Below are 13,358 nucleotides of genomic sequence, written 5' to 3' on the forward strand. Positions count from 1 at the left end.
CTACAGCGCGGGGCTCGCGAGTACAGACCTTGGCAGTTGGAATAGATCGAGACTGCGCGCGCGATCAGTATGCGAACACTGAAACAGCAAGGAAATCGACGACACGCTGCGACAATAAGCGCGATGCTCGTGCGCGCTGGAATGATTCTTGAAAATGATTCTTGCAGTTGTCGACGACGCGAGCTGTGTTCGATCGCGAGAAGCACGCGTCATCGCGAGCGACGCCTGACGCTTGCGCACCGGCCGGAAGCGGATGCGCCGCGCGGTGAACTGGTACCGGACGACCAGCCCTCGGCGCGGCGAATGTTCTTGTAATGTTCTTGCACTTGCCGCCCGGTTCCGCTACCCTTGATTGCGGAAGATAGGGGCAGCATGGTTCAGCGCGTTTCCACCGTCGCATTCGAGGGGATCGAGGCCCGCGCGGTCGACGTGCAGGTGCAGGTGCAGGTCGCGCCGGGATTGCCCGCGTTCGCGATCGTCGGCCTGCCCGACAAGGCGGTGTCGGAAGCCCGCGAACGCGTGCGTTCGGCGCTGATCGCCTCCGGCCTCGCGCTTCCCGCCCGCCGCATCACCGTCAACCTCGCACCCGCCGACCTGCCCAAGGAGGGCAGCCATTACGACCTGCCGATCGCGCTCGGCCTGATGGCCGCGATCGGCGCGATCCCGCCGGACGCGCTGAACGGCTTCACCGTGCTCGGTGAGCTCGGGCTCGACGGCTCGATCGCAGCCGTTGCGGGCGTGCTGCCCGCGGCGATCGGCGCCAATTCGCGCGACGAGGGATTGATCTGCCCGGCCGCCTGCGGCTCGGAAGCCGCCTGGGCCAGTCCGGACATCCAGATCATCGCGGCACACTCGCTGATCCAGATCGCCAACCACTTCAAGGGCACGCAGGTGCTGTCGCGCCCGCAGCCGAAGGTGCATGAGCGCGAGGAAACGCTTCTGGACCTGCGCGACATCAAGGGCCAGGAGAGCGCGAAACGCGCGCTCGAGATCGCCGCTGCCGGCGGTCATCATCTGCTGATGATCGGCTCGCCCGGCGCCGGCAAGTCGATGCTGGCGGCGCGACTGCCCTCGATCCTGCCGCCGCTGTCGCCGTCGGAGCTGCTCGAAGTCTCGATGATCGCCTCGGTTGCCGGCGAGATCCGCGACGGCGCCTTGACCGCGCGACGCCCGTTCCGCAGCCCGCATCATTCCGCCAGCATGGCCGCGCTGACCGGCGGCGGCGTGCGCGCCAAGCCGGGCGAGATCTCGCTCGCGCACCAGGGCGTGCTGTTCCTCGACGAACTGCCGGAGTTCGATCCGCGCGTGCTGGATTCGCTGCGCCAGCCGCTGGAGAACGGCGAGGTATCGGTGAGCCGGGCCAACCACCGCGTCACCTATCCGGCGCGCTTCATGCTGGTCGCGGCCATGAACCCGTGCCGTTGCGGCCATGCCTATGAACCCGGCTATTCCTGCAAGCGCGGCCGGCTCGACCGCTGCACCGCCGACTACCAGATGCGGATCTCCGGCCCGCTGATGGATCGCATCGACCTCAGGATCGAGGTGCCCGCCGTGACCGCGGCCGATCTGATCCTGCCGCCGCCGGCGGAGGGATCGGCCGAGGTTGCCGCCCGCGTCGCGGCCGCGCGCGACATCCAGCTCGCGCGCTACGCCGCGGCCGGCATGCCGCATGTCCGCACCAATGCGGAAGCACCGAGCTCGCTGCTCGAGACCATCGCGCAGCCCGACGCGCATGGGCAGAAGCTGCTGCGCGAGGCCGCCGACAACATGCACCTCACCGCGCGCGGCTATCACCGGGTGCTGCGGGTGGCGCGCACGCTCGCCGATCTCGACGGCGCCGACACGATCGGCCGGCTGCACCTCGCCGAAGCGCTGTCCTATCGTGCATTGGCCGACGATTTGCGCCGCGCCGCCTGACCTAACTGAAGCCCTGTCCCGATTCGTGCCGCAATGCCCCGCGTCAACGCGGCGGTAACGAGTTTTGTTTACGCTCCGCAAACCATAAGCACCGCGATCGGCGGCAAGCTTGGGTCGAGCGAGTTGTGTCATGTTGCGTTTGAAGATTTTGACCTCGGTGGTCCCCCTTGCCGTGGCCGCGGTCCTTGCCCGCGTCGAGTTCCTGCCGGGCCCGCGGCCCTGCATCGAGGTGGGTGGCGCCACGATGCAGATCGCATCGATCCCCTGGCTGGCGCAGCTTCACGTCAGCTTCACCGACGACCCCAGCCAGGCCACCGTCCGGGTCCAGATCGCCGACAGCGCCGACGCCGCCGACTTCACCGTGATCGACGATATCGACGATGCCGAGGCCGGCGCCTGCGAGCGCAGCGCGGCGGCGCGGCTGATCGGGATTTCCAGCGATGCCTCGGCAACCGGCCCCGTCATCTATCTGACGCATGATGACGGTCCGTCCGACTACCGTGTCTTCGTGCAGTCGAAGACGTTCTCGGTGCGCGATGCCGCGGCCCTGATCGTCAGCGCCCGCGGCGGACACCGCCGCCTCGAAGCCGCATCGCCCGCGCCTGACGCGCGCGTCCCGAACCGGGTCATGGCAGAGTTAACCCCCCGCTAACCTTGTTCTGAGGGCGGCGCGAAATGGCCACCAATTTCAAGCACTTTGCAAGCTGGCCGACGCATCGTCAGCGCCAGATCAAGCTGTCTCAGGGTCACCATTGATGGGGCGTTTCTTCCGGATCAAGTTGCGCCTTCGCCGCTTCCTCCGGCGCCATTCCTGGGTCGCGACGATCGTCCGCTCGTTCACGATCTTCTCCGTCGCATTCGGCAGCGCCTTCGGGTTCATTTCGGGCGCACTCTCGCAACAGAGCGGCTACGATCCCAATGCATTCGCGATTGGGGTCAGCTTCCTGTTCGCGCTCGCCTGCCTTTGGATCGTGACGCTCGGCATCCGCCTGCGGCTGATGCGCAAGCGGCTGCGCACCATCGCCATGCACAATGAAGCGATGGCCGACCGCAACTGGGAACTGCAGGAGGCCGAGCAGCGCGCCTCCACCCTGTTCGAGGCGCAGGACGATTTGATCGTGCTGCGCGACCTCGACGGGCTCATCACCTATGCTAACGACGCCTATTGCGAGCTGGCGCAGATTTCCCGCAGCGAATTGATCGGCAGCACCGCAACGCTGAAGGTGCTCGAGCAGGGCGACACCGCGCTCGAATCCAACGGCACGCGGGTCTACGACCAGAAGATCGAGGGACCGCTCGGGCCGCGCTGGATCGCCTGGCGTGAAGGCCTCGTGCGCAACGATGCCGGCGCGCCTGCGGAGATGCAGAGCGTCGGCCGCGACGTCACCGACCGCACCGAGAGCGAGCACGCGCTCGCCGAAGCGCGCGATCAGGCCGACGCCGCCAACCGCGCCAAGTCGCGCTTCCTTGCGATGGCGAGCCACGAGATCCGCACCCCGCTCAACGGCATCATCGGCATGAGCGGATTGCTGATGGATACGCAGCTGACGCCGGAGCAGATGACCTACGTCAAGGCGGTCAAGACGTCCGGCGACGCGCTGCTCGCGCTGATCGAGGAGCTGCTCGATTATTCCAAGATCGAGGCCGGCAAGATCGATCTCGAACACCGCGCCTTCGCGCTGTCCGGCCTGATCGAGGACATCACCGAGCTGCTGGCGCCGCGCGCGCAGACCAAGGGCATCGAGATCGCCGCCTATGTTGACGAACGGCTGCCGATGCAGGTGACCGGCGACGCCGCGCGGCTGCGTCAGGTGCTGCTCAACCTCGCCGGCAACGCCATCAAGTTCACCGCGACCGGCGGCGTGGCGCTGATCGTCGAGCCCGGCATCTGGCCGAACGAGATCAGCTTCCTGGTTCGCGACACCGGCATCGGCATCGCGCCGGAAGCGCAGCAGCGTATTTTCCGGGAGTTCGAGCAGGCCGACGATCGGATCGCGCGCAGCTATGGCGGCACCGGCCTCGGCCTCTCGATCAGCGACCGCATCGTCAAGCGGATGGGCGGCCGCATCACGCTCGCAAGCACGCCGGGCGCCGGCTCGACCTTCGAGGTGTCGATCCCGCTCGTCGCGGCCGATACCGGCGAGGCCAACGGCTTCGCCGCGCCCGACTTGACGGGACAGTCGATCATGCTGGTGGCGCCGCACAGCATCGAGGTCTCGCTGATCTCGCGGCAGTTGCAGCGCTGGGGCGCGCAGACCTGCATCGTGTCGGACGCCGGTGTCGCCGAGGCGTTGCTGCCGGAGCGGAGCTGGCACACGGTGCTGATCGACCACACGCTCGGCACGCCGGCGATGGAGGCGTTTGCCGACGCCGCCCGCATCCACGCAACCCATCGCATCGTGATGTTCACGCCGGCGACGCGGCAGGAGCTTTCGGCCGCCGAGACCGCCATGTTCACCGGCTACCTGGTCAAGCCATTGCGCGCGTCGTCGCTCGCCGCACGCCTGACCGCATCGCCGGAAATTGCCGCGCCGAGCCTCGCGATCGAGGCGGCCGCCGAGTCCGCGCCCACTGCGCCCGCATCCGCGTTGCCGGACAAGGGGCTGTCGATCCTGGTCGCCGAAGACAATGAGATCAACGCGCTGTTGATGCGCTCGCTGCTCACCCGGCTCGGCCACAACGTGGTCATCACCACCAATGGCGAGCAGGCGATGGAATCCTGGCTGTCGGCGACCTCAGCCGGCACGCCCTATGATCTCGTGCTGATGGATATCCAGATGCCGCGCCTCAACGGCATCGAGACCACCAAGCAGATCCGCGCCCATGAAGCGGCGCAATCCGTCCGCCGGACCCCGATCCTGGCACTGACGGCAAATACCCTGGTGGAAGACCGCTATGCCTGCTTCGAAGCCGGCATGGACGGTTTCCTGATCAAGCCGCTCGACCGCGAGAAGCTGGAAGAAGCGCTCGCGGGCCTCGCCGCCGCGCGGCATATCGCGGCGTAGCAGCGAAAAATTCCGCGTCGTCCCGGCGAAGGCCGGGACCCATAACCACAGTTGTCGATTGGCGATTGGTGAACGACCGTCTCGCCGCCTGCCCTTTGCAGGGGCCGCGGAGTATGGGTCCCGGCCTACGCCGGGACGACACCGTTGATGTGGTCCGCTTTAACGGATCAGAACTTACAGCCGGCGCAGCGCGACCGATTGCACCACGTGGTCGGCGCCCTTCTTCAGGATCAGCGTCGCGCGCGGGCGGGTCGGCAGGATGTTGTCCTCGAGATTGGCGAGGTTGGTGCGCTCCCAGATCGCGATCGCGGTCGCCGTTGCTTCCTCGTCCGACAGCGGCGCATAGCGGTGGAAGTAGGACCTCGGATCGGTGAACGCGGTGTCGCGCAGCGCCAGGAAGCGCTTGATGTACCACTCCCGCAGCACGGCCTCGTCGGCGTCGATATAGACCGAGAAATCGAAGAAGTCGGAAACGAACGGCACCGCCTTGCCGTCGCGCGGCAGCCGCCCGGTCTGCAGCACGTTGACGCCCTCGACGATCAGGATGTCAGGCTGGTCGATCTCGACCCATTTGTTCGGCACGATGTCGTAGGTCAGATGCGAATAGACCGGCGCGCGCACGCGGCGCCGCCCCGCCTTGATGTCGCTGAGGAACGACAGCAGCGTCGGCAGGTCGTAGCTTTCCGGGAAGCCCTTCTTCTGCATGATGCCCTGCCGCTCGAGCACCGCATTCGGAAACAGGAAACCGTCGGTCGTGATCAGATCGACCTTCGGCCGCGGCGACCAGCGCGCCAGCAGCGCCTGCAGCACGCGTGCCGTGGTCGACTTGCCGACCGCGACGGATCCGGCGACGCCGACGATGTAGGGCATCTTGCGGTCGCGGATGTTGAGGAACTGACGCTGCGAGTAATACAGCCGCTGCGTCGCATCGACATAGATCGAGAGCAGCCGCGACAGCGGCAGGTAGATGTCCTCCACCTCCTGCAAGTCGAGGCGGTCGTGCATCGAACGCAGGCGGTCGAACTCGCCCGGCTCGAGCGTCATCGGCGTATCGTCACGCAGATGCGACCATTGCTGGCGCGTGAAGATGCGGTAGGGGTTGTACTGTTGATCTGGTGCCCGGATGTCCATGAGGCCGCCCCTCTCGATGCGCTCGATCATTTGCGCTAGTCGCGCTTGCGCGACGCCTTCTCTTCCAGTCCCGACATCGAGGTGCGCTTCTCCAGCGCGGCCTCGACATCCTCCAGCTTCACGCCGCGGGATTTCAACAGAACCAGCAGGTGAAACACGAGATCGGCACTTTCCGCGATGAGATGATCGCGGTCATTCTCGACCGCGGCGATCACGGTCTCGACCGCTTCCTCGCCCAATTTCTTGGCGCAATGCTCCGCGCCCTTGTCGAGCAGCTTGCGGGTGTAGGACGCCTCACCGCCCGTTGCAGCGCGGGCGTCGATGGTGGCGGCCAGATCGTGGACCGTGAAACGCGACATCAACTCAACTCAAGCATGCACGGCGGCACCACACGGGTGCCACCCCTTAGGTGGGGACTTAGCATTTTTGTGACAAGGAGTCCCAGCTCTCCCTGTTTGAGCGTGGTCTTCACGGAAAACCGGTTTCCACTTTTCCGGACCACGCTCGCGCTAGGGATCGAGCCGCATCGGCAGGCCGGCGCGCACCATGTGATCCTTGGCCTGGCGGATGGTGAATTCCCCGAAGTGGAAGATCGACGCGGCCAGCACGCCGGTGGCGTGCCCCTCGCGGACGCCGTCGACCAGGTGGTCGAGATTGCCGACACCACCGGACGCGATGACCGGTACGGGGACACTGTCCGCGATCGCCCGGGTCAGCGGCAGGTCAAAGCCCTGCCTGGTGCCGTCCCGGTCCATCGAGGTCAGCAGGATTTCGCCGGCGCCGAGCGAGACGACCTCCTGGGCGTATTCGATGGCGTCGATCCCGGTGGCATTCCGTCCACCATGGGTGAAGATCTCCCAGCGGTCCGAGCCGCCGGCGCGCTTGACCCGCTTGGCATCGATCGCAACCACGATGCATTGCTCGCCGTATTTCTCGGCCGCTTCCTTGACGAATTCGCGCCGGCTGACGGCCGCCGAATTGATCGAGACCTTGTCGGCGCCGGAACGCAGCAGGGTCTTGATGTCGTCGACGGTGCGGACGCCGCCGCCCACGGTCAGCGGCATGAAGCAGGCTTCCGCGGTTCGCCGCACCACGTCCAGCATGATGCCGCGGTTTTCATGGGTGGCGGTGATGTCGAGGAAGGTGAGCTCGTCGGCGCCGGCGGCGTCATAGGCGATCGCGGCCTCGACCGGGTCACCGGCGTCGCGCAGATCGACGAAGTTGACGCCCTTGACCACGCGGCCGTCCTTGACGTCGAGGCAGGGGATCACGCGAACCTTGAACATGATCTCCTCCTACGCGCCGCGGATCAGCTGAAGGGCGGCGGCCGGATCGAGCCGTCCGTCGTACAGCGCACGGCCGACGATCGCACCGGCCAGCTTCTTCGCACGCGGCTCCAGCAGCGCCTTGACGTCATCGATCGAGGCGAAGCCGCCGGAGGCGATCACTGGAATCGAGATGCGGTCGGCGAGCGCGATGGTGGCGTCGAGGTTGAGGCCCTTGAGCAGGCCGTCGCGGGCGATGTCGGTGAAGATGATCGCGGCAACGCCGGCATCCTCGAAGCGCTGCGCGATCTCGAGCGCGGTCACGTGCGAGGTCTCGGCCCAGCCTTCGACCGCGACCTTGCCGTCGCGCGCATCGAGGCCCACGGCCACGCGACCTGGGAATGTCTTCGCCGCGCCCTTCACGAGCTCGGGATCGCGCACTGCGGCGGTACCGATGATGACGCGCGTGATGCCCTTGTCGAGCCAGGCCTCGATGGTCTTGAGGTCGCGGATGCCGCCGCCGAGTTGCACCGGCATGGTGACGGCCTTCAGCATCGCCTCCACCGCATGGGCGTTCATCGGCTTGCCGGCGAAGGCACCGTCGAGATCGACGACGTGGAGATATTCGAAGCCCTGCGCGGCGAAGCTCGCCGCCTGCGCCGCCGGATCGAGATTGAACACGGTGGCGCGCGCCATGTCGCCCTGCTCCAGGCGCACGCACTGGCCGTTCTTCAGATCAATCGCTGGAAAGAGGATCACGGCTTCCACTTCAAGAAATTGGCGATCAAAGCGAGGCCGAAGCGCTGGCTCTTCTCGGGGTGAAACTGGGTGCCGATCGCGGTGTCCTTGCCGACGATCGCGGTCACCGGCCCGCCATAATCGGCGCGCGCCAGCACGTCCGCCTCATTGGCGGCGTTGAGGTGATAGGAGTGCACGAAATAGGCGTGACGTCCCTTCGGCCCGAGCGGCAGCCGCTCCAGCACCGGATGCTCACGCACCATGTCGAGCGTGTTCCAGCCCATATGCGGGACCTTCAGACTCTCGTCGCGCGGCTCGATCCTCTCGACATCGCCGCCGATCCAGTTGAAGCCCTCGGTGATCACGTGCTCCTTGCCGCGCGTCGCCATCAGCTGCATGCCGACACAGATGCCGAAGAACGGCCGCGCCTTGACCCGCACCGCTTCGGTGAGCGCTTCCAGCATGCCGTCGACCGCGTCGACGCCGCGGCGGCAATCGGCGAACGCGCCGACACCGGGCAGCACGATGCGATCGGCGCGATACACCGCGTCGGGATCGCGCGTCACCTTGATGGCTTGCGGATCCTCCATGCTGCGCGCGGCGCGCTCGAAGGCCTTGGCCGCCGAATGCAGATTGCCGGAGCCGTAATCGATGATTGCAACGGTCATCGCGATCCTCCTGGCTCTGGAAACAATCCGATGATGCCGCCCTGCGGCATCGACGGCGGTTTTGAGAATGATTGACCCGGAACGTCGCGGGTCGGCGGCGGCGCGCCGCGATCGACCGACCGCTGGTCGTTGACAGCGCCGCGATGCCGCGCGGTCCAGCGCGCGAAGAAACGGCGCTCGGCGGCCTCCGCATCGTCGCCCACGACGATGTCGATCTGGCGCCATTTGCGCCGCGACAACGTCCAGCGCTGCAAGCTCGCCGCTTCGAGCCCGAGCAACACCATCAGCACCAGGTCGACGAAGAAGATCGCGCTGCGGCCGACGCCAAGCTTCGTCAGCGCGTAATCGATCACGAAAGTAAGAACGAACCAGCCGATCAGCGCCAGCCAGAGCCGATGCCAGGCCAGCCAGATCACGCCCGCAACCGCGGCCCAGAAATGGAAGCCGTCGCGCACGAAGACGAACTTGTCGGCCGCCGCGAGATTGGCGCCGTTGGCCACGGGGGCATGCACTGTATAGACCGGCATCGAACGCTCCGCCGAGGATGGACTCTTATTTAAAGCATGATCTTTCGGAAAACCGGCATCTACTCTTCCGGATCACGCTCCAGAGATCAGCCGCCGAGCTGACCCTTGGTCGAGGGCACTTCGCCCTGGGCACGCGGATCGATCGCAATTGCCGTCCGCAGCGCCCTCGCCAGACCCTTGAAACAGGATTCGGCGATATGATGGCTGTTCTCGCCATATAGGGTCTCGACGTGCAGAGTCACGCCGGCGTTCATCGCGAAGGCGTTGAACCACTCGCGCACCAGCTCGGTGTCGAACTCGCCGATCTTGTCGCGCGGGAATTCGGCCTTGAACACCAGCACGGGGCGGCCGGAAATGTCGATCACGACGCGCGACAGCGTCTCGTCCATCGGCATGTGGATCGAGGCATAGCGGGTGATGCCGGCCATGTTGCCGAGCGCCTGCTTCACGGCCTGTCCGAGCGCGATCCCGACGTCTTCGGTGGTGTGGTGGTAATCGACATGGAGATCGCCATCCGCCTTCACCGTGATGTCGATGCGCGAATGCCGGGCCAGGAGGTCGAGCATATGGTCGAAGAAGCCGATCCCGGTCGAAACCGTGGATACGCCTGCTCCGTCGAGGTTGACCGTCACCTCGATGTCGGTCTCCTTGGTCTTGCGCTTGATGGTTGCGGTGCGCATGAAGATTGAGCTTTCCCGTGCCGAAAACGCCGGTCTTTTAACAGGCTGATGTCACCTTCGCTACTGCGGGATGACCTCGAAACGCCCCAACTTGGGGCCATGGTGACCGGAATTCGTTGTCGATTTAGTTCTGACGCGTTTTCTTCACGCGAACCGGTACCCACTTCGCTCGAAAACGCTCCGAAATCCCCCGATTGTAACCCCCTGCCCGACCGCCTAAATCAGCCCGGAAGAGAGGTAACCTATGCAAGCATCCCCAAATGAGCTGCCGGTCTGGCATGGCACCACGATCTGCACGGTCCGCAAGGGCGGCAAGGTGGTGATCGGCGGCGACGGGCAGGTCTCGATCGGCCAGACCGTGATCAAGGCCAATGCCAGGAAGGTCCGCCGGATCGGCAAGGGCGACGTGATCGGCGGCTTTGCCGGCGCCACCGCCGACGCCTTCACCCTGTTCGAGCGGCTGGAAAGCAAGCTGGAGCAATATCCGGGGCAACTGACCCGGGCGGCCGTCGAGCTCGCCAAGGACTGGCGGACCGACCGCTACCTGCGCCGGCTGGAGGCCATGATGATCGTGGCCGACAAGGACGTTTCCCTGGTGCTGACCGGCACCGGCGACGTGCTGGAGCCCGAATCCGGGGTCATGGCGATCGGTTCCGGCGGCAATTACGCCCTCGCCGCAGCCCGTGCGCTGGTCGATACCGACAAGGACGCCGAGACCATTGTCCGCCGCGCGCTGGATATCGCCGCCGATATCTGCGTCTACACCAACCGGAACGTGACGATCGAGACGATCGGCGGCTGAGCATGGCCCGCCCCTATCATTTCCGCCCGATGACGCCGGCCGACCTGCCGCGGATCAAGCAGTGGCTGGCGTTGCCGCATGTCCGGGAATGGTGGGGCGATCCGGCCGAGCAATATGCGCTGGTCAGCGGCGACCTCGACGAGCCGGCCATGGACCAGTTCATCGTCGCGGCCGATGCGTCCGATTTGGGCTACATCCAGTGCTACGACCTGACGGCGTGGAATTCCGGCTTCGGGCTCCAGCCCGAGGGCACGCGCGGGATCGATCTCTTTATCGGCGAGCCCAACATGATGGCCGGTGGCCACGGCTCGGCGCTGATCCGCGCCTTTGTCGACGACCGGCTGGCACAAGGCGCGCCACGCATCGTCACCGATCCCGACCCGGCCAATGCGCGCGCGATCCGCGCCTATGAGAAGGCGGGTTTTCAGAGGATGGGCATGGTCGATACGCCGGACGGGCCGGCGCTGCTGATGGCGCGCGACGCATGACGATCGCGCACAAGCCTGTCACCGGCGTTTCAGCGTGGCATTGGCTGGCGATCGCGGCAGCGCTGCTCGTGCTGCAGGCGGCGCTGCTTTATGCGATGGGCCGTTTGCCGATCTGTGCCTGCGGCTATGTCAAGCTCTGGCATGGTACGGTTCAGAGCTCGGAGAACTCGCAGCACATCGCCGATTGGTACACGCTGTCGCATGTGCTGCATGGCCTGCTGTTCTACGGTCTGACCTTCCTCGTGCTGCCGCGCCTCGCCTGGCCCGGGCGGCTGATTGTCGCGATGCTGATCGAAGGCAGCTGGGAGCTCGTCGAAAACTCCAACTGGATCATCGAGCGCTACCGTGCCGGCACGATCTCGCTCGATTATTACGGCGACACCATCGTCAATTCGGTGTCGGACACGCTCGCGATGGTTGTCGGTTTCCTGCTGGCGCGCAAGCTGCCGATCGCCGCGACCGTCGCGCTCGGCGCTTTGTTCGAAACCGTGTTGCTGCTTCACATTCGCGACAATCTGACACTGAACATCATCATGCTGATCCACCCGTTCGAGGCGATCCGGCAGTGGCAGGCCGGGCCGCCGATTCTTTAGGGAATCACGCCTTGGAGGACTGCCGCTTGCCGAGACCGCGATTCCAACCTAGCTAGAGCCAATGACTCACTTCTCTCCCCGTGAAATCGTTTCTGAACTCGACCGCTTCATCGTCGGCCAGACCGACGCCAAGCGCGCCGTCTCGATCGCGCTGCGCAACCGCTGGCGGCGGCTGCAGCTCGCCGGTTCCCTGCGCGAGGAGGTTCTGCCCAAGAACATCCTGATGATCGGGCCGACGGGCGTCGGCAAGACCGAGATCGCGCGGCGGCTGGCCAAGCTCGCCGGCGCGCCGTTCCTCAAGGTCGAGGCCACCAAGTTCACCGAGGTCGGCTATGTCGGCCGCGACGTCGAGCAGATCGTCCGCGACCTCGTCGAGGTCGCGATCGCGCAGACCCGCGAGCGCAAGCGCAAGGACGTTCAGGCTCGCGCCCAGCTTGCCGCCGAGGAACGCGTGCTGGACGCGCTGGTCGGCCCGGGATCGAGCCCGGCGACGCGCGAGTCGTTCCGCAAGAAGCTGCGCGCCGGCGAGCTCAACGACAAGGAAATCGAGATCGAGACGCAGTCGGGCGGCAGCGGCATGCCGATGTTCGAAATCCCTGGCATGCCCGGCGCCCAGATGGGCGCGATCTCGCTCGGCGACATCTTCGGCAAGATGGGCGGACGCAGCAAGACCCGCCGCCTGACGGTGGAGGGCTCGCACGAAATCCTCGTCAACGAGGAATCCGACAAGCTGCTCGACACCGATCAGCTGGTGCAGGAGGCAATCAACGCGGTCGAGAACAACGGCATCGTGTTCCTCGACGAGATCGACAAGATCTGCGTGCGCGAGAACCGCGCCGGCGGCGACGTCTCCCGCGAGGGCGTGCAGCGCGACCTGCTGCCGCTGATCGAGGGCACCACGGTCTCGACCAAGCACGGCGCCGTCAAGACCGACCACATCCTGTTCATCGCCTCGGGTGCGTTCCACATCGCCAAGCCGTCGGACCTTTTGCCGGAGCTGCAGGGCCGCCTGCCGATCCGCGTCGAGCTGCAGGCGTTGACCCGCGACGACATGCGCCGGATCCTGACCGAGCCGGAGGCGTCGCTGATCAAGCAATATGTTGCGCTGATGAAGACCGAGGGCGTCACGCTCGACATCACCGACAACGCCATCGACGCGCTGGCCGATGTCGCCGTGGCGGTGAATTCCACGGTCGAGAACATCGGCGCAAGGCGGCTGCAGACCGTGATGGAGCGGGTGCTGGACGAGATCTCCTTCACCGCGCCCGATCGCCACGGCGAGACCATCCAGGTCGACGCCGACTACGTCACCAAGCATGTCGGCGACCTCGCCAAGAACGCCGATCTGAGCCGGTTTATTTTGTAGGCGGCCACCGTAGTCGTCCCGGCGAAAGCCGGGACCCATAACCCCGACAGTCCGCGGTGACAAAGACTCGGGCCGACATTCCTTCTAGAACTGCCTTCGGTGGTTATGGGTCCCGGGTCGCGCTTCGCTTGCCCGGGACGACGAGAGTGGGCGATCGATGAATCTGCGGGTGTGGCAA

The 13,358-nt window shown here is 65.8% G+C and carries 14 protein-coding genes; 7 read left to right on the forward strand and 7 right to left on the reverse strand.

The window, feature by feature from the left end; genetic code table 11:
- Positions 1-372 precede the first annotated feature (372 nt).
- From PMN64_RS37735 to PMN64_RS37745, 3 genes are all read left to right on the forward strand, one after another.
- A complete protein-coding gene (locus PMN64_RS37735) occupies positions 373-1,917 on the forward strand; it encodes a YifB family Mg chelatase-like AAA ATPase (protein ID WP_411784429.1) in 1,545 nt (514 codons plus the stop codon).
- Positions 1,918-2,047: 130 nt separating this feature from the next.
- A complete protein-coding gene (locus PMN64_RS37740) occupies positions 2,048-2,569 on the forward strand; it encodes a hypothetical protein (protein ID WP_411784430.1) in 522 nt (173 codons plus the stop codon).
- Positions 2,570-2,672: 103 nt separating this feature from the next.
- Positions 2,673-4,922 (forward strand): response regulator, encoded by a 2,250-nt coding sequence (locus PMN64_RS37745; protein WP_411784431.1) that lies wholly within the window; start codon positions 2,673-2,675, stop codon positions 4,920-4,922.
- A gap of 174 nt (positions 4,923-5,096) precedes the next feature.
- Here PMN64_RS37745 and coaA read toward each other — a convergent pair whose 3' ends face one another.
- The 7 genes from coaA to hisB all read right to left on the reverse strand — a co-directional run bounded on the left by coaA (position 5,097) and on the right by hisB (position 9,931).
- Positions 5,097-6,053, reverse strand: coding sequence for a type I pantothenate kinase (gene coaA / locus PMN64_RS37750; protein WP_026192056.1), 957 nt, complete (start codon positions 6,051-6,053; stop codon positions 5,097-5,099).
- A gap of 35 nt (positions 6,054-6,088) precedes the next feature.
- On the reverse strand, positions 6,089-6,412 hold the full coding sequence (locus PMN64_RS37755) for a phosphoribosyl-ATP diphosphatase (protein WP_028341982.1): 324 nt from the start codon (positions 6,410-6,412) through the stop codon (positions 6,089-6,091).
- A gap of 150 nt (positions 6,413-6,562) precedes the next feature.
- Positions 6,563-7,339 carry an imidazole glycerol phosphate synthase subunit HisF gene (hisF, locus tag PMN64_RS37760; RefSeq protein ID WP_038382736.1) on the reverse strand — a complete coding sequence of 259 codons (777 nt, stop codon included), beginning with the start codon at positions 7,337-7,339 and terminating at the stop codon, positions 6,563-6,565.
- A gap of 9 nt (positions 7,340-7,348) precedes the next feature.
- Positions 7,349-8,077: a 1-(5-phosphoribosyl)-5-[(5-phosphoribosylamino)methylideneamino]imidazole-4-carboxamide isomerase gene (gene hisA, locus PMN64_RS37765; RefSeq protein WP_028335795.1), complete on the reverse strand. Its 729-nt coding sequence runs from the start codon at positions 8,075-8,077 to the stop codon at positions 7,349-7,351.
- On the reverse strand, positions 8,074-8,724 hold the full coding sequence (hisH, locus tag PMN64_RS37770; protein WP_411784432.1) for an imidazole glycerol phosphate synthase subunit HisH: 651 nt from the start codon (positions 8,722-8,724) through the stop codon (positions 8,074-8,076). Before hisH ends, hisA begins: the two co-directional genes overlap by 4 nt.
- Positions 8,721-9,251 (reverse strand): DUF2628 domain-containing protein, encoded by a 531-nt coding sequence (locus PMN64_RS37775; protein ID WP_411784433.1) that lies wholly within the window; start codon positions 9,249-9,251, stop codon positions 8,721-8,723. The genes hisH and PMN64_RS37775 overlap by 4 nt, the downstream gene beginning before the upstream one ends.
- An 86-nt stretch (positions 9,252-9,337) precedes the next feature.
- Positions 9,338-9,931, reverse strand: a complete 594-nt coding sequence (hisB, locus tag PMN64_RS37780; RefSeq protein ID WP_016841476.1) for an imidazoleglycerol-phosphate dehydratase HisB — start codon at positions 9,929-9,931, stop codon at positions 9,338-9,340.
- A gap of 244 nt (positions 9,932-10,175) precedes the next feature.
- Here hisB and hslV point away from each other — a divergent pair, with 244 nt between their 5' ends.
- The 4 genes from hslV to hslU all read left to right on the forward strand — a co-directional run bounded on the left by hslV (position 10,176) and on the right by hslU (position 13,180).
- A complete protein-coding gene (hslV, locus tag PMN64_RS37785) occupies positions 10,176-10,733 on the forward strand; it encodes an ATP-dependent protease subunit HslV (RefSeq protein ID WP_028335798.1) in 558 nt (185 codons plus the stop codon).
- A 2-nt stretch (positions 10,734-10,735) separates the two neighbouring features.
- Positions 10,736-11,221 (forward strand): GNAT family N-acetyltransferase, encoded by a 486-nt coding sequence (locus PMN64_RS37790; protein WP_028341986.1) that lies wholly within the window; start codon positions 10,736-10,738, stop codon positions 11,219-11,221.
- The gene (locus PMN64_RS37795; protein WP_411784434.1) at positions 11,218-11,814 is read left to right on the forward strand and encodes a DUF2585 domain-containing protein; all 597 of its coding nucleotides are present in this window, start codon (positions 11,218-11,220) and stop codon (positions 11,812-11,814) included. Before PMN64_RS37790 ends, PMN64_RS37795 begins: the two co-directional genes overlap by 4 nt.
- A 61-nt stretch (positions 11,815-11,875) precedes the next feature.
- Complete coding sequence (hslU, locus tag PMN64_RS37800; protein WP_016841472.1) at positions 11,876-13,180, forward strand: ATP-dependent protease ATPase subunit HslU; 1,305 nt, start codon at positions 11,876-11,878, stop codon at positions 13,178-13,180.
- Positions 13,181-13,358: the final 178 nt, after the last annotated feature.

The organism is Bradyrhizobium sp. UFLA01-814 (genome assembly GCF_046718885.1).
GTDB lineage: Bacteria > Pseudomonadota > Alphaproteobacteria > Rhizobiales > Xanthobacteraceae > Bradyrhizobium > Bradyrhizobium elkanii.